At 70.9% G+C, this 17,894-nt stretch carries 14 protein-coding genes; 6 read left to right on the top strand and 8 right to left on the bottom strand.

Going from position 1 to position 17,894, the window contains the following annotated elements:
- Positions 1-123: 123 nt before the first annotated feature.
- The 5 genes from motB to NS331_RS17265 all read left to right on the top strand — a co-directional run bounded on the left by motB (position 124) and on the right by NS331_RS17265 (position 6,959).
- The gene (gene motB, locus NS331_RS17285; RefSeq protein WP_082702576.1) at positions 124-1,200 is read left to right on the top strand and encodes a flagellar motor protein MotB; all 1,077 of its coding nucleotides are present in this window, start codon (positions 124-126) and stop codon (positions 1,198-1,200) included.
- A gap of 125 nt (positions 1,201-1,325) precedes the next feature.
- On the top strand, positions 1,326-2,486 hold the full coding sequence (locus tag NS331_RS17280) for an EscU/YscU/HrcU family type III secretion system export apparatus switch protein (RefSeq protein ID WP_058643206.1): 1,161 nt from the start codon (positions 1,326-1,328) through the stop codon (positions 2,484-2,486).
- Between the two features lie 31 nt (positions 2,487-2,517).
- The gene (gene flhA / locus NS331_RS17275) at positions 2,518-4,587 is read left to right on the top strand and encodes a flagellar biosynthesis protein FlhA (protein ID WP_153012907.1); all 2,070 of its coding nucleotides are present in this window, start codon (positions 2,518-2,520) and stop codon (positions 4,585-4,587) included.
- A gap of 53 nt (positions 4,588-4,640) precedes the next feature.
- Positions 4,641-6,185 carry a flagellar biosynthesis GTPase FlhF gene (flhF, locus tag NS331_RS17270; RefSeq protein ID WP_058643204.1) on the top strand — a complete coding sequence of 515 codons (1,545 nt, stop codon included), beginning with the start codon at positions 4,641-4,643 and terminating at the stop codon, positions 6,183-6,185.
- Between the two features lie 54 nt (positions 6,186-6,239).
- Entirely contained in the window at positions 6,240-6,959 is a 720-nt protein-coding gene (locus NS331_RS17265) for an RNA polymerase sigma factor FliA (protein WP_058643207.1), read from the top strand.
- A 24-nt stretch (positions 6,960-6,983) separates the two neighbouring features.
- On the opposite strand, the gene NS331_RS17260 is transcribed toward NS331_RS17265, so the two are convergent.
- The 8 genes from NS331_RS17260 to NS331_RS17225 all read right to left on the bottom strand — a co-directional run bounded on the left by NS331_RS17260 (position 6,984) and on the right by NS331_RS17225 (position 16,593).
- On the bottom strand, positions 6,984-8,183 hold the full coding sequence (locus NS331_RS17260) for an NADH:flavin oxidoreductase/NADH oxidase (RefSeq protein ID WP_058643203.1): 1,200 nt from the start codon (positions 8,181-8,183) through the stop codon (positions 6,984-6,986).
- An 11-nt stretch (positions 8,184-8,194) separates the two neighbouring features.
- Entirely contained in the window at positions 8,195-9,154 is a 960-nt protein-coding gene (locus NS331_RS17255) for an MBL fold metallo-hydrolase (RefSeq protein ID WP_058643202.1), read from the bottom strand.
- Between the two features lie 26 nt (positions 9,155-9,180).
- On the bottom strand, positions 9,181-9,891 hold the full coding sequence (locus NS331_RS17250) for an ABC transporter ATP-binding protein (RefSeq protein ID WP_058643201.1): 711 nt from the start codon (positions 9,889-9,891) through the stop codon (positions 9,181-9,183).
- A gap of 10 nt (positions 9,892-9,901) precedes the next feature.
- The gene (locus NS331_RS17245; RefSeq protein ID WP_058643200.1) at positions 9,902-11,734 is read right to left on the bottom strand and encodes a branched-chain amino acid ABC transporter ATP-binding protein/permease; all 1,833 of its coding nucleotides are present in this window, start codon (positions 11,732-11,734) and stop codon (positions 9,902-9,904) included.
- A complete protein-coding gene (locus tag NS331_RS17240) occupies positions 11,731-12,654 on the bottom strand; it encodes a branched-chain amino acid ABC transporter permease (protein WP_058643199.1) in 924 nt (307 codons plus the stop codon). Before NS331_RS17240 ends, NS331_RS17245 begins: the two co-directional genes overlap by 4 nt.
- 73 nt (positions 12,655-12,727) lie before the next feature.
- The gene (locus NS331_RS17235) at positions 12,728-13,927 is read right to left on the bottom strand and encodes an ABC transporter substrate-binding protein (protein ID WP_058643198.1); all 1,200 of its coding nucleotides are present in this window, start codon (positions 13,925-13,927) and stop codon (positions 12,728-12,730) included.
- Between the two features lie 70 nt (positions 13,928-13,997).
- Positions 13,998-14,774, bottom strand: coding sequence for an SDR family NAD(P)-dependent oxidoreductase (locus NS331_RS17230; RefSeq protein WP_058643197.1), 777 nt, complete (start codon positions 14,772-14,774; stop codon positions 13,998-14,000).
- A 52-nt stretch (positions 14,775-14,826) separates the two neighbouring features.
- On the bottom strand, positions 14,827-16,593 hold the full coding sequence (locus NS331_RS17225) for an FAD-dependent oxidoreductase (protein WP_058643196.1): 1,767 nt from the start codon (positions 16,591-16,593) through the stop codon (positions 14,827-14,829).
- 140 nt (positions 16,594-16,733) lie between these two features.
- On the opposite strand from NS331_RS17225, the gene NS331_RS17220 reads away from it, so the two are divergent.
- The gene (locus tag NS331_RS17220; protein ID WP_058643195.1) at positions 16,734-17,555 is read left to right on the top strand and encodes an IclR family transcriptional regulator; all 822 of its coding nucleotides are present in this window, start codon (positions 16,734-16,736) and stop codon (positions 17,553-17,555) included.
- Positions 17,556-17,894 lie beyond the last annotated feature (339 nt).

Raw genomic sequence — 17,894 nt, 5'->3', positions numbered from 1 at the left:
CCCCCCTCAAGGGGGCGCACCCGGCGGCCGGGCAAAGCCCGTTCCGCGGGTGCACTCGCGTGGCCTGCTCCGCGGCCTTCTGATCGCCGCGCTTCCTGAACCCAACACCACCAGCACAGCACCATGGCCACCGGTTCCTCGGGCCGCAAGCTCCAGCCGATCATCGTCAAGCGGGTCAAGAAAGTGGTGCACGCCAACCATGGCGGCGCCTGGAAGATCGCTTACGCCGACTTCGTGACGGCCATGATGGCCTTCTTCCTGCTGATGTGGCTGCTGGGCTCGACCACCAAGGGCGACCTGCAGGGCATCGCCATGTACTTCAACTCGCCGCTGAAGGTGGAGATGGCCGGCGGCCCCGGCACGGGCAGCAGCACCAGCATCGTGACCGGCGGCGGCAACGACCTGACGCGCGCCACCGGCGAGCTGCGACGCAGCACCGACGGCGGCAAGGAGAAGGGCCGGCCCAGCATCGAGTCCACCAAGAAGGCCCAGGCCGCCAAGGAGGACGCCAAGCGCCTGGAGGTGCTGCGCGGCAAGATCGAGGTGATGATCACCAGCGACGTGCGGCTGCGCGAGTTCCGCTCGCAGATCCGGCTGGAGACCACGCCCGACGGCCTGGAGATCCAGATCGTCGACGCCCAGCAGCGCGCCATGTTCGACACCGGCAGCGCGCTGGTGAAGCCCTACATGCGCGACATCCTCTCGGCCATCGGCAGCTCGCTCAAGGGCATCGAGAACAAGGTCAGCCTGGCCGGCCACACCGATTCCACGCCCTACGGCAACGGGGAGCGCGGCTACAGCAACTGGGAGCTGTCGGCCGACCGGGCCAATGCCTCGCGGCGCGAGCTGGTGGCCGCCGGCATGCCGGAGGACAAGCTCATCCGCGTGGTGGGCCTGGCCGCCAGCGACCCGCTGGACAAGGCCGAGCGCACCGCACCGGTCAACCGGCGCATCAGCATCACCGTGCTCACCCGCGAGGCCGAGGCCCGCATGGACGGCCGCAAGAGCGTCGATGCCGCCGATGCCGTGAAGGCCATGAAGGAACACGGCAGCGCCGCACCGGCCCAGGAAGCCGCGGCCGGCGAGGCCGAAGCCGAGGCCGAGCCCGCCGCCAGGCCCGCGCCCGCCAAACCGGCCCTCGCCAAGCCCGTGGCGGCCGAGCCGCCCGCGGCCGCCCCACCGGCCCCGCGCAAGCTCTGACCCATCACCGCGCACGGTCCGGCCAAGCGCCGGATTAGCCGCCCCGCGCCGGCCTTTATCGGCCTTTAGCGCGCGACCCCCCTGCCGACAATGGCCCGAACACCCGCCCCACGTTCGCCGCCGCCATGTCATCCAGCCAGGACAAGAAGCTCCCCGCCACGCAGCGGCGCCTGGACCAGGCACGCCGCGACGGCCAGGTTCCGCGCTCGCGCGACCTGACCCACCTGGCCGTGGTGGGCACCGGCTGCGTCACGCTGCTGCTGCTGGCCCCCTTCGCCTTCGGTGCCATGCGCGACGCCCTGGCCGCCGCCCTGCGCTTCGGCCCGCTCGACGTGGCACGGCCCGCAGCGATGGGCGAGCGGGCCATCCAGTTCGGCCTGCTCGGCCTGGCCGCCTGCCTGGGCTTCGCCCTGGTGGTGATGGCCGCCTCGGTCATCGCCACGCTGGCCACCGGCGGCTGGGTGCTGAGCGCCAAGGCCATCACGCCCGATCTATCCCGGCTGAATCCGCTGTCCGGCCTGGGCCGCCTGTTCAGCAAGCAGCAGGCCGCCGTCCTGCCCAAGCTGATCCTGCTGTCGGGCGTGCTGGGCGGCGTGGCCTATGTCTACGTGCGCGGCTCCATGGACGCGCTGGCCCGCATGGTCATGATGCCGGCGCCCACCGCCCTGCCCTACTTCGCCGACTGGCTGGTCAAGGGCACCGCCATGGCACTGCTGGTGCTGGTGGTGGCCGCCATCGCCGACGTGCCGCTGCAGGGCTGGCTGCACCGCTCGCGGCTGAAGATGTCCGTCGAGGAAGTGAAGCAGGAGCACAAGGACAGCGACGGCAATCCGCACGTCAAGGGCCAGCAGCGCAAGGCCGCGCGCGCCATCCTGCAGCGCGCCAGCATCACGGCCGTGCCGCGCGCCGACTTCGTGGTGATGAACCCGACCCACTTCGCCGTCGCCCTGCGCTACGACGAGGCCGGCATGGACGCACCGCACGTCGTCTCCAAGGGCTCGGACCTGCTGGCCATGAAGATCCGCGACGTCGCCAAGGCCCACGACGTGCCGGTGATCCAGTCGCCCATGCTGGCCCGTGCGCTCTATGCGCATGCCGAGATCGACCAGCCCATCCCCAGCCAGCTCTTCAATGCCGTGGCGCAGATCCTGGCCTACGTGTACCGGCTCAAGGCCGCGCTGCAGGGCCGCGGCCCCTATCCGCAGACCGTGCCCGAGCCGGCGGTGCCGGCCGAGCTGGATCCGCTCAACGACCCCAAGGCCCTGGCGGCGCTGAACGACGAATGAGGACCGAGGAATGAACGCGCTCCAACGCACCATGCGCGGCCTGTTCGGCGACGGGCCCGATTCCGCCGGCCTGCAGCGCCTGGCCGCGCCGCTCCTGGTCATCGCCATCCTGGCGCTGATGGTGCTGCCGATCCCGGCCTGGCTGCTGGACGGCTTCTTCACGCTCAATATCGCCGCCGCGCTGATGGTGATGATGGTGGCGGCGTACATGACGAAGCCGCTGGACTTCGCCGCCTTCCCCACCGTGCTGCTGCTGACGACGCTGATGCGGCTGTCGCTCAACGTGGCCTCCACGCGGGTGGTGCTGCTCGAAGGCCACACCGGCCCCGGCGCCGCCGGCGCGGTGATCGAGGCCTTCGGCCACTTCCTGATCGGCGGCAACTTCGCGGTCGGCCTGATCGTGTTCGCCATCCTGGTGGTCATCAACTTCGTGGTGGTGACCAAGGGCGCGGAGCGCATCGCCGAGGTGTCGGCCCGCTTCACGCTGGACGCCATGCCCGGCAAGCAGATGGCGGTGGACGCGGACCTCAACGCCGGCACCATCAACGAGAAGGAAGCCCGCCAGCGCCGCGCCGAAGTGGCGGAAGAAGCCAACTTCTTCGGCGCCATGGACGGCGCCTCCAAGTTCGTGCGCGGCGACGCCATGGCCGGCATCCTGATCCTGGTGATCAGCGTCATCGGCGGCTTCACCGTGGGCGTGCTGCAGCACGGCATGCCGGCCGGCGAGGCCGCCAACACCTACGTGCTGCTGGCCGTGGGCGATGCGCTGGTGGCGCAGATCCCGGGCCTGCTGATCTCGGTGGCCGCGGCCATGGTGGTCTCGCGCGTGGGCAAGGAAGACGACGTCGGCCGCCAGATCATGCAGCAGGTCTTCACCTCGCCGCGCTCGCTGGGCCTGACGGCCGCCATCCTGCTGCTGCTGGGCATCGTGCCGGGCATGCCGCACGTGGTGTTCCTGGGCATGGCCGGCCTGCTGGGCTGGGCCGCCTGGTCGCTGGCACGGCGCAAGCGCATCGAGGCCGAAACGCCCAAGTCCACCGAGCCGCCGCCCGAGGCCGACGCCACCTGGGCCGACCTGCAGCCCATCTCGCTGCTGGGCCTGGAACTGGGCTACCGCCTGATCACGCTGGTGGACAAGAACCGCCAGGGCGACCTGCTCACCCGCATCAAGGGCGTGCGCCGCAAGTTCGCGCAGGAAGTCGGCTTTCTGCCGCCGGCCGTGCACGTGCGGGACAACCTGGAACTCAAGCCCAGCGGCTACCGCGTGACGCTGCGCGGCGTCGTCGTGTCCGAGGGTGAGGCCTTCCCCGGCATGTTCCTCGCCATCAACCCCGGCGGCATCGCCACGCCGCTGATCGGCACGGCCACCACCGACCCCGCCTTCGGCCTGCCGGCCACCTGGATCGAGGCCCGTTACCGCGACAGCGCACAAATGGCGGGTTTCACGGTCGTTGATCCGGAGACCGTGATGGCCACCCATCTGTCACATTTGATGCAGACCCAGGCAGCCCGCCTGCTCAGCCGATCCGAAACCCAGCAACTCGTGGAACACGTCAGCCAGTACAGCCCCAAGCTGATCGAAGAGGTGGTGCCCAAGCTCATCCCGATCGCCACCTTCCAGAAGGTGCTCCAGCTGCTGCTGGAGGAAGGCGTGCACATCCGCGACATCCGCACCATCGTCGAGACGCTGGCCGAGCAGGCGGCCACAGTGACCGATGCCGCAGAACTGGCCCGCCGCGTGCGCGTGGCCCTGGCGCCGGCCATCGTGCAGCAGATCTACGGCCCGGTGAAGGAACTGGACGTCATCGCCATCGAGCCCGGCTTCGAGCGCCTCCTGATGCAGGCCCTGGGCAATGCGCAGGGCCCGGCGCTGGACCCCGGCGTGGCCGATGCGCTGACCCAGTCCGCCGCCGACGTGGCCAACCGCCAGGAAGAGCGCGGCGTGCCGGCCTGCCTGCTGGTGCCCGACGCCATCCGCGGCGCCATCGCCCGCCTGGTGCGCCGCACCGCGCCGCGCCTGGCCGTGCTGTCGCACAGCGAGATTCCCGAGACCCACACCATCCGCATCGGCCCGATCCTGCGCGGCGGCGCTGCCGCATGAGCATGCGACGCGCCAACCGCCTGTCCCGCCTTCAGCCGTCCCACGCCTGAACCATGAACATCCAACGCTTTCTGGCCCCCACCGCGCGCGAAGCCATGAACATGGCCCGGGCCGCCTTCGGCGACGGCGCCCTGATCCTGTCCAACAAGCAGACCGAGCAGGGCGTGGAGGTGATGGCCGCCTCCGAGGAATCGCTTGCCGGCCTGCAGAAGGCGGCCGCGGCACCCGCCGCGCCCACGGCCCCGCCCGCCGCCGCACCGGCGCCCGTCGCCAGCGCCGCACGCGCCGCCGTCGCCCGTGCCGCCGACCTGAACGACAGCTCGGTCGAGGACGACGCCAACCGCCTGGCGATGAGCACCCTCTCCTTCCAGGACTTCGTGCGCGAACGCATGCTGCGCAAGCAGCAGGAAAGCGCGGCGCAGGCCGCGCCGGTGGCGCCCGCCGCCGCGGCCGCCGCAGTGGCCGCGCGCGCCGCCATGGCCGCCATGCCGCCGGCTGCCGCACCCATCGCCACGCGCAAGCCGGTCGTGCCGACGCCGACGCCCGCGGCCCCCGCGCCCACGCCTGCCATGCAGCCGCAAGCCGCCGCGTGGACGACCGCCCCGGCCCAGCCCTTCGCGCCGGCCGCCGAGCCGATCGCCTCCCCGGCCATCACGGCCCCCGCCAACGCCGAGGTCATGGCCGAGCTGCGCGCCCTGCGCCAGATGGTCGAGAGCCGCTTCGAGGCCGTCTCCTGGCTGGGCCGCGCCCGGCAGGACCCGGCCCTGGCCGAGCTGATGCTGCGCCTGGTGCGCGCCGGCTTCTCCGCGCCGCTGGTGCGCGCCGTCCTGCAGCCGGTGCTGCCCGGGGCCGCGCCGGCCGCCGCGGAAGCCCATGTGATGAACACCTTCACGCGCCTGCTGGCCATCGACGACGAGGCCGCGCCGCTGGAAGACGAAGGCGGCATCCTCGCGCTGGTGGGCGCCACCGGCGTCGGCAAGACCACCGCCATCGCCAAGCTCGCCACGCTGTGTGCCCGCGCCCACGGCGCCGCCAGCGTGGGATTGATCACCCTCGACACCCAGCGCGCCGGAGCCCACGAACAGCTGCGCGCCTTCGGCCGCAGCATCGACGTCGTGGCCCACCAGGCCCACGACACGCCCGCCCTGCAGGAGCTGCTGAACCTGCTGGCCCGCAAGCGCCTGGTGCTCATCGACACCGCCGGCCATGCGCCGCACGACCCGCGCCGCCAGGTGCAGATGGGCCAGCTCGCGCTGCCCGGCGTGCAGCCACTGGTGGTACTCAATGCCGGCGCGCAGGGCGACGCGCTGGACGAGGTGGCCCAGGCCTTCCGCGACGACGGCGCCCGGCATGCGCTGCTCACCAAGATCGACGAGGCCGTCAAGCTCGGCCCGGCGCTGGACGTGCTGATGCGCCACGGCCTGCGCCTGCGCGGCCTGGGCTGCGGCCAGAACGTGCCCGAGGACTGGCGGCCCGCCCGCGCGGCGGAGCTGTTGCGCGAAACCTTCAACGCCCCGCTGCGCGGTGCGTTCGAGCCGCGGTGCGTGGAGGACCTCGACCTCCTGCTTTCCCCGGCACAATGCAGCCCTCGGCGCTGAGAGCGGGAACCGTCCACCATGCTTGCTCCCGCCGCCGCCGCTGCTTTCCAGAAGATGTACACCCCCAAGGGCCGCCTTGATCGCGATGCGTTGATCCGCCAGTACGTGCCGCTGGTGCAACGTCTCGCGCATCACATGGTCGCCAAGCTCCCGCCCAACGTCGAGGTCGACGACCTGATCCAGGTCGGCATGATCGGCCTGGTCGACGCCCTGTCGCGCTACGACGCGGCCCAGGGCGTGCAGTTCGAGACCTTCGCCTCGCAGCGCATCCGCGGCGCCATGCTCGACGAACTGCGCGACGGCGACTGGATGTCGCGCGGCTCGCGCAAGAGCCAGAAGCAGATCGAGCAGGCCGTCGTGCGGCTGGAGCACAAGCTGGGCCGCGCCCCCCAGGAATCCGAGATCGCCGCCGAGCTGCAGATGCCGCTGGCCGAGTACCAGTCGCTGCTGGGCCGCGTGCGCGGCACCCAGCTGCTGTACCTGGAGGACATGGGCGGCGAGGGCCGCGACGACGAGGAGGCCTTCCTCGAGCGCCACGTGGCCGACAACGAGGCCGACCCGATGAGCGTGCTCAAGGACCAGCGCCTGCGCTCGGCCCTGGTGGCGGCCATCGAGTCCCTGCCCGAGCGCGAGCGCTACATCATGGGCATGTACTACGAGCACGACATGAACCTCAAGGAGATCGCGGCCGTGCTCAGCATCACCGAGTCGCGCGTGTGCCAGCTGCACAGCCAGGCGGTGGCCCGCTTGCGGGCGAAGATGCGGGGGCACTGAAGCCGCCGGGCGCCCCTCGGGCGCTCAGCCCGCAGGCAGTGGTGTGCCGGTTCTCCCGGCCTCGTCGCGGGCCCGTGCCAGCGACGGCGCCCGCTTCGCCAACCACACGCCGTGCCGCACCGGCCAGTGCCGGAACTGCGGATCCGCCCCCAGCGCCTGGGCCGCATGGTGGGCCCAGTACGGATCCCACAGGGCCTCGCGGCCGAGCGCGATCAGGTCGGCCTGGCCCTCGCGCAGCACCGACTCCGCCTGGTGCGCATCCACGATCATGCCCACCGCCTGCGTCTTCACGCCGGCGGCTTCGCGGATGCGTGCAGCAAACGGCACCTGAAAGCCCAGGCCACGCGGCACGGGCAGCGCCTTGGTCTCCTCGGTGAGGCCGCCCGAGGAACAGTCGATGACGTCCACGCCGCGCTCGGCCAGTGCGCGGGCCAGCACCACCGAGTCTTCCAGGCCCCAGCCGCCGACGCTGCCATCGACCGCCGACAGGCGGCAGAACAGCGGCTTGGCGGCGGGCCACACGGCGCGCACCCGGCCGGCGATGTCCAGGGCCAGCTTCATCCGCCCCTGCAGGCTGCCGCCCCAGGCATCCTGCCGCTGGTTGGCGTGGGGCGACAAAAAGGAAGCAACCAGGTAGCCGTGGCCGAAGTGCAGCTCCGCCACGTCGAAGCCAGCGCGGTCGGCGCGCACGGCGGCCTGCACGAAGGCGTCGATGGCCGCCTCGATCTGCGCCGCATCCATGGCTGCGGGCGCCGACCAGCCGGGCCCCGCGGCCAAGGGGCTGGCACCCAGCCGCGCCCAGGGCAGGCTGTCGGCCTGCATCTGCGCGTCGCTCAGGGCGGCACCGCCCTCCCACAGCGGCTGGCTGCCGGCCTTGCGGCCGGCGTGGGCCAGCTGCACGCCGATGGCCGCGCCGTTGTCGTGCACGAAGTCCACCACGGCCTGGAGGGGCGCAACCTGGCTGTCGGACCACAGCCCGAGATCGGCGGTGCCGATGCGCCCGCGCGGGTCCACGGCCGTGCTCTCGGTCAGGATGAGCCCGGCACCGCCCAGCGCGAATTTGCCAAGATGCACGAGGTGCCAGGGGCCGGCCTGCCCGTCCCGGGCCGCGTGCTGGCACATGGGCGAGATCACCACCCGGTTGGCCAGCGTCAGGCCGCGCAATTGCAGGGGCTGGAATAGCCGGGGCTGGGAAGCGCCCGGCGTGTCGGCGGACGTGTCCATCCGGGGACCGCTCAACCTTCCAGCGCCTTCCACATCTCGACGTCGCGCTCGGCGGTCCAGATGCGCGGATCGGCGTACTGCGTGGCCTCGTCGTAGCAGCGGGTGACGTCGAAGGGCATGCAGTGGTCGAAGATCACCCAGTGCCCGTACTTCGGCTTGAGCGCGGCATAGGTGGCGCGGTAGACGGCATTCAGGTCCTGCCCCGCTGCGACGCCGGCCTGCACGCTGGCGTACACGTCGGCGATGAACTGCCGGGTGTCGGCCAGGCCCTGCGCCACTTCCTGCGGCGTGGTGAGCGCGGCGCCGCGGCCGGGCACCAGCACCTGGGGCTGGAGCGCTTCCACCCGGCGCAGGGTCTCGGGCCAGTCCTTGAAGTACGCATCGCCCGCATAGGGCGTGGCACCGAACTCGACCAGGTCGCCCGACAGCAGCGCCCGCTCGCCCGGCAGCCAGGCGACCGTGTCGCCCTTGGTGTGGCCGCGGCCCAGCTGCAGCAGCTGCACCTCCAGCTTGCCCAGCCAGAGGGTCATGCGGCCGCTGAAGGTCATCGTGGGCCAGGTCATGCCGGGGGGCACGGTTTCGACATTGCTGAACAGGCGCGGGAAGCGGCCGATCTCGCTGGCCTTGTCGGCCTCGCCGCGTTCCACGATCAGGTCGTAGGTGTCCTGGCTGGCGATGATCTGCTCGGCGCCGTAGGCACTGGCGCCCAGCACACGCACCGCGTGGTAGTGCGTGAGCAGCACGTAGCGGATGGGCTTGTCGGTCACCTCGCGGATGCGGCGGATCACGTCCTGCGCCATCGCCGGCGTGGCCTGGGTGTCGGCCACCAGCACGGCGTCGTCGCCGATGATGACGCCGGTGTTGGGGTCGCCCTCGGCGGTGTAGGCCCAGGCATGTTCGGAGATCCGGGTGAAGCTGATCTTCTTTTCTTCCAGGTCGGCCTGGCTGGCGAATGTCTTGGTGGGGGTCATGGGGTCCTTGGATGAGAAAGAAAGACTCAGTGCGCGCCCAGGTAGGCGGCCCGCACCTTGGCGTCGTCCAGCAGGGCGCGGCCGGCGCCTTCGAGCGTGATGCGGCCCGTCTCCAGCACATAGGCCCGGTCGGCCACGGCCAGCGCCTGCCGGGCCATCTGCTCGACCAGCAGGATGGTCAGGCCGGAGCGGCGCAGCTGCCGGATGGCCTCGAAGATGTCCTTGATGATCAGCGGCGCCAGGCCGAGCGAGGGCTCGTCCAGCAGCAGCAGGCGCGGCTCGCTCATCAGCGCGCGGGAGATGGCCAACATCTGCTGCTCGCCGCCGGACAGCGTGCCCGACAGCTGGTGCTGCCGCTCGGCCAGCCGCGGAAAGCGCTGGAACTCGCGCGCGATGGCGGCCTCGACGGACACCGGGTCCTTGCGGCGGCCGTAGGCGCCCAGCAGCAGGTTTTCGCGCACCGTCTGGTCGGCGAACACGCCGCGGCCCTCGGGCGACATGGCCACGCCCAGCGCCACGCGCCGATGCGCGGGCACGCGGGCCAGGTCCTCGCCGTCGAGCAGGATGCGGCCGCCGACCACCGGCTCCAGCCCGCAGATGCTCTTGAGCAGCGTGCTCTTGCCGGCACCGTTGGCGCCGATGATGGCGACCACCTCGCCGGCGCGCACCTCCATGCTCACACCCTTGACGGCCTCGATGGCGCCGTACGACACCTGGACGGATTCGATCTTCAGCATGGCGGGCTCCTCACGCGGCGCAGCGTTCCAGGGACAGCACCGGCGCCGGCCCGGCCGGCGCGGGATCGGCCTCCGACGCGGGTTCATCGGTGCCGAGGTAGGCCTCCACCACGCGCGGATCGCACTGCACCTCGGCCGGCGTTCCCTCGGCGATCTTGATGCCGTAGTCCAGCACGATGACGTGGTCGGACACGGCCATCACCAGGTCCATGTGGTGCTCCACCATCAGGATGCTCACGCCGCAGCGGCCGATGCGCAGCAGCAGCTGGCCCAGCTCGGCGGTCTCCTGCGGATTGAGGCCGGCGGCCGGCTCGTCCAGCAGCAGCAACTGCGGTTCGGTGGCCAGTGCCCGCGCCAGCTCGGCGCGCCGCTGCAGCCCATAAGGCAGGCTGCCGGCCGGCTGGTGGGCCAGGTGGCCCAGGTCCACCAGCGCCAGCAGCTGCAGGGCGCGCTCGCGCGTGGCGGCCTCTTCGCGCCGTGCCGCGGGCAGGGCCAGGAGCGACGCGAAGAAGCCGTTGCGCATGCGGCTGTGCCGGCCCAGCATGACGTTGTCGAGCACGGACAGCTCGGAGAACAGCCGCAGGTTCTGGAAGGTGCGGCCCATGCCCAGGCAGCAGATCTCGTGCACCGGACGGCCTGCGATCTCGCGGCCCAGGAAGCGGATCGACCCCGCGCTGGGCGCCACCACGCCCGTGAGCATGTTGATCATGGTGCTCTTGCCGGCACCGTTGGGCCCAATGAGCGCGTGGATGTGGCCGCGCTGGAGCCGGAACGACACGTCCTGCGCCGGCTTGACGCCGCCATAGGCCTTGGTCAGCCCCTGCACGACCAGCAGTTCGCCGTCGGCCTGCGGACCGATGCGGAGCATGGGGGCAGGGTTCGTCGCCGGTGCGTCGGCGGGCGGCTTGTCCGCAGCGCGGCCGGCGCCGCGCCGGAACAGCCCCGTCACCCCGCCGGGCATCGCATAGAGCGCGAAGAGCAGCAGGAAGCCGTAAAGGAAATGCTGGGCCGAGGGCCAGCGCGACAGCGCGGCGTCCACCGCCGTCAGCACCACCGTGCCCACCAGCGGCCCATAGGTGGAGCCGGCGCCGCCGAACAGCACCAGCAGCAGGATGAAGATGGACAGGTGGAAGGTGATGAAGTCGGAATTGATGTACTGGTTCTGCTGCGCCACGAGCGCACCCGCCACGCCGCAGGTGACGGCGGCCACCACGAAGGCGATGACCTTGGCCCGGTACACCCGCACCCCCACCGACGAGGACGCGATCTCGTCCGCCTGCAGCGACAGCAGCGCCCGCCCGAAGCGGCCCGCCAGCAGGTTGCGCAGCAGCAGGTGCGTCAGCGCGCACAGCACCACGCCGAAGCCCACCCATTGCGCCGGGCTGAGCGGCTGGCCGTTCCAGGTGATCGGGCGGATGCCGTAGATGCCCTGGGCGCCGCCGAAGACGTCCGTCCATTCCCCCACCAGCTTCTCGACCACGATGCCGAAGGCCAGGGTCACCATCGCCAGGTAGGGCCCCTTCACGCGCAGCGAGGGCAGCGCGATCAGCACGCCGCACAGGGCCGAGACGGCCGCGGCGGCCACCAGCGCCAGCCAAGGGCTGATCTCTGTGCGGCTGGTGAGCAATGCCACGGCGTAGGCGCCGGCGGCGAACAGCCCGGCCTGGCCCAGCGACTTCTGCCCCGCAAAGCCGACCAGCACGTTCATGCCCGCCGCGCACAGGTAGTAGACACACATCATGAACACGATGCGCAGGTAGTAGTCGTTGTCGACCAGCGCCGTGGCGCCGATGACCGCGGCGGCCACCAGCAGCACGCCGACCACGTGCCGGGCGTTGTTCATACCTTCTCCACCAGCGGCTTGCCGAACAGGCCCGTGGGCCGGAAGGCCAGCACCAGGATGACCAGCGCGAACACCGCCACCTCGCGCCACTGCGCCTGCCACAGGTTGACCAGCGACTCCAGCACGCCCAGCGCGAAGCCGCCGATGACGCAGCCGCGCGGATTGCCCAGGCCGCCGATCATGGCGCCCGAGAAGCCCTTGAGCCCCACGGTCAGCCCCATGAACAGCGAGGCCTGCGCGATGGGCGCCAGCAGGAAGCCCGACAGGCCCGCCAACGCGGAGCTGGCCACGAAGGCACCGATCATCACGGCCTGGGTGTTGATGCCCATGAGGCTGGCGACGTTGCCGTTGGCGGCCACCGCGCGCATGGCCTTGCCGACCATCGTGCGGTTCATCACCCAGTCGAAGCCCAGCATCACCACCACCGCCACGCCCAGCGTGAGCAGCTCCTGCGGGCGCACGCCCACGCCCAGGATGCGGATCACCGAATCCCCCACGGGACCGGGCACCACCACCGGCTTGGGTCCCCAGATGGCCAGGCCGATGCTCTGGAGGATGACGCCGAAGCCCAGCGTGCTCATCACCCAGGCCATGCCCGGCCGGCCGGCGAAGGGCCGCACGCCCACCATGTACAGCAGCCAGCCCAGCAGGCCCATCACGCCCAGCGCACCGGCCAGCGCGAGCAGCTGAGCGCTGGCCCCCGGCTGGGCGGCACCGAAGCTGGTGGAACTCACCGGCAACCCCAGCACCAGGAAGAGCGCGCTCATGCCGATGAAGGCACCGGCGGAGACGAACTCCCCGTGCGAGAAATTGAGCGTCTTCGTGGTCGTGAACGTGATGCTGAACCCCAGCGCCACCAGCGCGTAGGCACCGCCCACGGCCAGGCCACTGAGGACCGCCTGCAAGAGCGCCTCTGTCATGTCTGCCTCCGATGAAAAAGCCCGGCCCGCGCGACGACGCGCCGGGTGCCGCGAGACGGCCGCGGCCTGCTGCTTACTGCTTGAAATCCGCCTGCGCCAGGCCGCTGATCACGGGATCGGCATAGGGCATCAGCTTGCCGTCCTTCCAGCGGATCCAGACCAGGTCCTTGGCGGTCAGGGCCTCGTGGTTGGTCTTGCTGAAGGGCCTGTCGTAGGTCTTGAGCACGCCCTGCACGGGCGCCTTCAGGTCTTCGAGTGCGGCGCGCACGGCCGGGCCGTCCACGCTGCCGGCCTGCTTGACGGCTGCGGCATACAGCATGACCGAGTCGTAGCCATGCAGCGCGAAGGAGAAGGAGCCCGGCGCCTTCAGGCGCGCGCCGATGCGCTCGAACAGCTTCTGCTGCGCCGGTGTGCGGGTCTCGCTCACTGTGCGCATGAAGATCGGCTTCTCGGCCAGCGCCTTGCCGGCGGCGTCGTAGAAGGTGATGTTGTCGGCCGCCCACGACGTCAGCACCAGCGGGAAGTAGTCGATCTTCTCCATGCTGCGCACCAGCTGGGCGATGGGCGTGCCCTGCGCCCAGACCACCACGGTGTCCACGCCGGCGGCCTTCATCTTGCCCAGCTGCGAGGTCATGTCGGTGTCGCCGACGCCGAAGCGCTCGGTGGCGGCGATCTTGATGCCCTGCAGCTTGGCGATCTCCTCCATGTCCTTCAGCCCGCCCTGGCCGTAGCCGGTGGTCTCCGCCATCAGGCCCACCACCTTGGACTTCTCGGCGTTCTTCTTCACGTAGGCCATCAGGGCCGCCACCTGCTCGCGGTCCACCATCGAGACGCGGAACATGTAGTTGTCGGCGCCCGGGCTCATGGGCTTGGTGATGTCGGTGCCGGAGCCCACGTTGCCGATGACGGGCACCTTCTTCTGGTTGGCGATGTGCTTCCAGGCCATGGCGTTGCCGGAGTTGGTGGGGCCGAACACCGCCGCCACCTTCTCGTTGTCGACCAGCTCGCTCATGTTCTGGATGGACTTGGGCGGCGCGGAGGTGTCGTCGCGCGTCACCAGCACCAGCTTGCGGCCGAGCAGGCCGCCGGCGGCATTGATGTCGGCAATGGCCGCCTCCATGCCCAGCACCGCGGCCTGGCCGCTCTGTGCCGAGGGCGAGGCCGAGAGGTCGCCGTTGTAGCCCAGCTTGATGTCCTGCGCGCTGGCGGCCGCGGCGGCGGCGGCCAGGCCGGCGGCGAGCAAGGCCCGCTTGAAGAAGGTCGGAAGGCGCATGTCTGTCTCCTGCTGTGTTGTTCGAAGGTGAAGGGAACCCGGCGTGTTCCCGCGTGGTGCCGGCGTGCGATCAGGCCGCGAGGAAGCCGCCGTCCACCGGCAGCGTGACGCCGGTGACGTAGCTGGCCATCGGCGAGGCGAGGAAGACCACCGGGCCGACCAGTTCCTCGGGCTGCCCCACCCGGCCCATGGGCGTGCGTTGCATGAAGCGGTCGAGCCGCTCGGGCGCCTCGCGGGTGTAGGCCGTCATCGGCGTCTCGATCACGCCGGGGGCGATGGCGTTCACGCGCACGCCGTCGCGCGCCAGCTCGACGGCCAGCGCCTGCGTCATGAGCCGCACTGCGCCCTTCGACGGCGAATAGCCCACCACGCCGGGGATGCCGACGCTGGCGGCGATCGAGGCCACGTTGATGACGACCCCGCGCGTGCGGCGCAGGGCCGGCAGCCAGGCCTGCGTCGGATGGAAGGTGCCCATGACGTTCACGTCCAGCGTGCGCGACAGGTTGTCCGCGGCCCGCGCGCTGTCCATGCCTTCGCGAACCAGGATGCCGGCGTTGTTGACCAGGATGTCGAGGTCCGCCACCTGGTCCGACACCGTGGCGGCCAGCGCCGCGCAGGCCTCGGGCGAGGTGACGTCGAGCACGTAGGCACAGGCCCGGCCCCCGGCCGCCTCGATCTCGGCCGCGACGGCCTGCGCATTGCCTTCGTGGAGGTCGGTGACGACGACGGTGGCGCCGGCCCGGGCCAGGCCGCAGGCGATCGCCCGGCCATTGCCCTGCCCTGCCCCGGTGACGAGCGCGGTCCGGCCCGCCAGCACGCGCGGTGCCGTGAGTTCTGAGATGTCCATGGAATGAAGGAAAGAAGGAATGAAGCGTCGGACGCGGGCGAAGCTGTGTCGCTCAGGCCGGCTGCACGTCGCGTGGCACAGCGGCGAGCGGGCTGGGCGGCGTGACGGCCGTCGTTCCCAGTTCATCCTGCTTGGCCAGCACATTGCCCACCACGTACCCGAAGGTCAGCGCGGGCCCGAGCGTGATGCCGGCACCGGGATAGTTGCCGCCCATGACGCTGGCCGCGTCGTTGCCCACGGCGAACAGGCCGGGAATCGGCCGGCCCGCCTGGCTCAGCACGCGGCAGCTGGCATCGGTGGCCAGACCGGCGAAGGTGCCGATCTCGCCGACCACCAGGCGGATCGCGTAGAAGGGCCCGTTCTCGATCGGCGCCATGCAGGGATTGGGCTTGACCAGAGAATCGCCCTGGTAGCGGTTGTAGGCGGTGCTGCCCTTCTGGAAGCGGCGGTCGTTGCCGCTTTCGGCGTCGCGGTTGAAGGCCTCCACCTCCTCCTGCAGGGCGGCCGGCGGCACCTCGATGGCGCGGGCCAGCTCCTCCAGCGTGCGGCCGCGGCGCAGGTAGCCGTTGCGCAGGTACTTGCCGATGGGCAGCGGGAACGGCGCCACGGCGCCCATGCCGTACTGGCGCAGATGCGGGTGGTCGCAGACCAGCCAGCAGCTCACCTCCGGCAGGCCCGCGCAGGCCTTGACCAGCCGCTGCACGAAGTCGTGGTACGACAGCGCCTCGTTGGCGAAGCGGCGCCCCCGGGCGGTGACGGCGATGACGCCCGGCTTGGCCCGGTCGATGAAGTGCGGCATCACGCCCTGCGAGCCGTCCTTGCGCCGGATCACCGAGGTGGGGCACCAGGCTGCCGCATTCGGGATGGTGGGGTCGACCCAGCCGCCCGCCGACTCGCCCAGGCGCAGGCCATCGCCGGTGTTGAGCGGCGGCGATGGCGTGAAGTGCTCGCGGCCGGTGGGTGCATGCGGAAAGAGCTGCCTGCGGCGCTCCACGTCGTGGGGAAAGCCGCCGCAGGCCAGCACCACGCCGCGGCGCACCCGCACGTCGGTGGGCACGCCCTCGCGCACGACGGTGGCGCCCACCACCGCATCCCCCTCGACGATGAGTTTCTGGACCGGCGCGTTGAGCCAGACGGGAATGCCCAGGTCCATGCCGGCCTTGGCCAGACGGCCCGCGAGCGCATTGCCGTTGGTCAGCGTCATGCCGCGGCCGTGGCGCAGCACGTCCAGCAGGTGGCCGCCGAAGCGCCGCGCCACATACAGAAAGGATTCGAGCGACTTGAAGGCCCGCAGGAAGTGCCACAGCTCCTTGCCCGAGCCCAGCATCATTCCGAACACCGTGAGTTCGGGCACCGGCGGCGCCAGCTGTGCCACGCGCTCGCCCAGCTCGCGCGCGTCGAAGGGACGCGTGACCATGGAGCGCCCGCCCGGCTGGCCGCCGGGCGCCTCGGCGTGGTAGTCGGGGAACACCGGCGGCATGTCGAACTGCACGCAGGTGTTGCGGGTGAAGAAGTCAATGGCCTTGGGGCCGTTCTCCAGGAAGGCGTCGACCCGGGCGGCATCGAAATGGGTGGTGGCTTCATGCTGCAGGTAGGCCCTTGCGGCACCCGGCGGCTCGTGGATGCCCTGCTCCGTGGCCAGCCGGGTACCCGGAATCCACAGCCATCCGCCCGAACGCGCGGTGGTGCCGCCGTACTGCGGCGCCTTGTCCACCACCAGCACCTTGAGCCCCTGGTGCGCCGCCGTCACCGCGGCGGACATGCCGGACGCGCCGGTACCGACCACCAGCACGTCGCAGATCTCTTGCCCTTCAGTCATTCGCCATGTCTCCTTGGCCCATGCGATTCCGGATGAACGCTGTCGCCGTTCCGTTAGTATTCAGCTAACGCATCTTCTCTTGTCTAATTGTTTACCCTATAAGAATCTGTTTGATAAGATCGAAGCGTTAGGAGACATGCATGGGCCTTCCGGACAACGAACTGGGCGAATCGGGCGCGGAAAAGGAGCGACGGGGCATCCAGTCCGTCGAAGCAGGCGGCCAGCTCTTGCTGGCCCTCGGCGCGCATGGCCGGCCCATGCCCTTGCGCGAGTTGGCCAAGGCGGCAGACATGGCGCCGGGCAAGGCGCACCCGTACCTGGTGAGCTTCTCCAAGCTGGGGCTGGTGACGCAGGAGGCGCCCACCGGCCACTACTGGCTGGGGCCCACGGCCATGCAGCTGGGCCTGGTCACGCTGCGCATGCTCAACCCGGTGCGCGAGGCGGTGCCCTTTGCCGAAGACCTGGCCCGCGAGACCGGGCACAGCGTGGCGCTGTCCGTCTGGGGCAACCAGGGGCCGACCATCGTGTTCCTGTTCGACGCCATCTATCCGCTGCACACCAACATCCGCACCGGCACGGTGATGTCGCTGGCGTCCACCGCCACGGGCCGGCTGTTCGCCGCCTACCTGCCGGCGCGGCTGATCGAGGAATCGCTGCTGGAGGATGCGCGCCGCCTCGGGCCCGACATCGCCCAGCCCAACGACACCGACGACCTGCAGGCGCAGTTGCAGGAGGTGCGGCGGTACGGCGTCTCCCGCGCCGTCAACAATCCCACGCCCGGCGTCTGCTCCTTTGCCGCGCCGGTCTTCGATTACTTGGGCAACATCGTTCTCGGCGTCACCCTGATGGGACGCTCACGCTCCTTCGACACCGCCTGGGATGGCACGCAGTCGCTCGCCGCCCAGGCCTGTGCGGCGGCCATATCCCGCCGACTGGGACATCAGTCGCTGCGCGCGGGTTGACCCGTGCAGGAGGCTGCGTGCCGTTCGGCAAGGCCTGCTGCAGGCCAAAGCACGCGCCCTCTGACTTTTCGGCCTGACGCGATACCGGCGCCCATGAAAAAACGCCCCGGCCGCATCAGCGGACCGGGGCGCACTTGCAATGAACGGGTGGTGGTCGGTGTCGCTCAGTGCATGCCGGCCATGGCGCCGCGCATGGCGCCGGCGCCGAACATGCCGCGCTGGCCGAGGCCGGCGCCGTAGGTGGGCTGGTCCTGCGTGCCGAGCAGGGCCGACAGGCTGCGCTCCACGGCGGCGGCGCGGCGGGCGATGCCGGCGCCGTGGAGCGCCGCCTGTCGGCCC

It is taken from the genome of Pseudacidovorax intermedius (genome assembly GCF_001476815.1).
GTDB lineage: Bacteria > Pseudomonadota > Gammaproteobacteria > Burkholderiales > Burkholderiaceae_C > Xenophilus > Xenophilus intermedius_A.
The sequence above is the reverse complement of the archived record's forward strand: the minus strand, read 5'-3'. Positions and strand labels throughout refer to the sequence as shown.

What these genes read in the sequence shown, in the direction of transcription:
- motB (WP_082702576.1), top strand. Translation starts at nt 124, where the DNA reads ATGGCCACCGGTTCCTCGGGCCGCAAGCTCCAGCCGATCATCGTCAAG.
- NS331_RS17280 (WP_058643206.1), top strand. Translation starts at nt 1,326, where the DNA reads ATGTCATCCAGCCAGGACAAGAAGCTCCCCGCCACGCAGCGGCGCCTG.
- flhA (WP_153012907.1), top strand. Translation starts at nt 2,518, where the DNA reads ATGCGCGGCCTGTTCGGCGACGGGCCCGATTCCGCCGGCCTGCAGCGC.
- flhF (WP_058643204.1), top strand. Translation starts at nt 4,641, where the DNA reads ATGAACATCCAACGCTTTCTGGCCCCCACCGCGCGCGAAGCCATGAAC.
- NS331_RS17265 (WP_058643207.1), top strand. Translation starts at nt 6,240, where the DNA reads ATGTACACCCCCAAGGGCCGCCTTGATCGCGATGCGTTGATCCGCCAG.
- NS331_RS17260 (WP_058643203.1), bottom strand. Translation starts at nt 8,183, where the DNA reads ATGGACACGTCCGCCGACACGCCGGGCGCTTCCCAGCCCCGGCTATTC.
- NS331_RS17255 (WP_058643202.1), bottom strand. Translation starts at nt 9,154, where the DNA reads ATGACCCCCACCAAGACATTCGCCAGCCAGGCCGACCTGGAAGAAAAG.
- NS331_RS17250 (WP_058643201.1), bottom strand. Translation starts at nt 9,891, where the DNA reads ATGCTGAAGATCGAATCCGTCCAGGTGTCGTACGGCGCCATCGAGGCC.
- NS331_RS17245 (WP_058643200.1), bottom strand. Translation starts at nt 11,734, where the DNA reads ATGAACAACGCCCGGCACGTGGTCGGCGTGCTGCTGGTGGCCGCCGCG.
- NS331_RS17240 (WP_058643199.1), bottom strand. Translation starts at nt 12,654, where the DNA reads ATGACAGAGGCGCTCTTGCAGGCGGTCCTCAGTGGCCTGGCCGTGGGC.
- NS331_RS17235 (WP_058643198.1), bottom strand. Translation starts at nt 13,927, where the DNA reads ATGCGCCTTCCGACCTTCTTCAAGCGGGCCTTGCTCGCCGCCGGCCTG.
- NS331_RS17230 (WP_058643197.1), bottom strand. Translation starts at nt 14,774, where the DNA reads ATGGACATCTCAGAACTCACGGCACCGCGCGTGCTGGCGGGCCGGACC.
- NS331_RS17225 (WP_058643196.1), bottom strand. Translation starts at nt 16,593, where the DNA reads ATGACTGAAGGGCAAGAGATCTGCGACGTGCTGGTGGTCGGTACCGGC.
- NS331_RS17220 (WP_058643195.1), top strand. Translation starts at nt 16,734, where the DNA reads ATGGGCCTTCCGGACAACGAACTGGGCGAATCGGGCGCGGAAAAGGAG.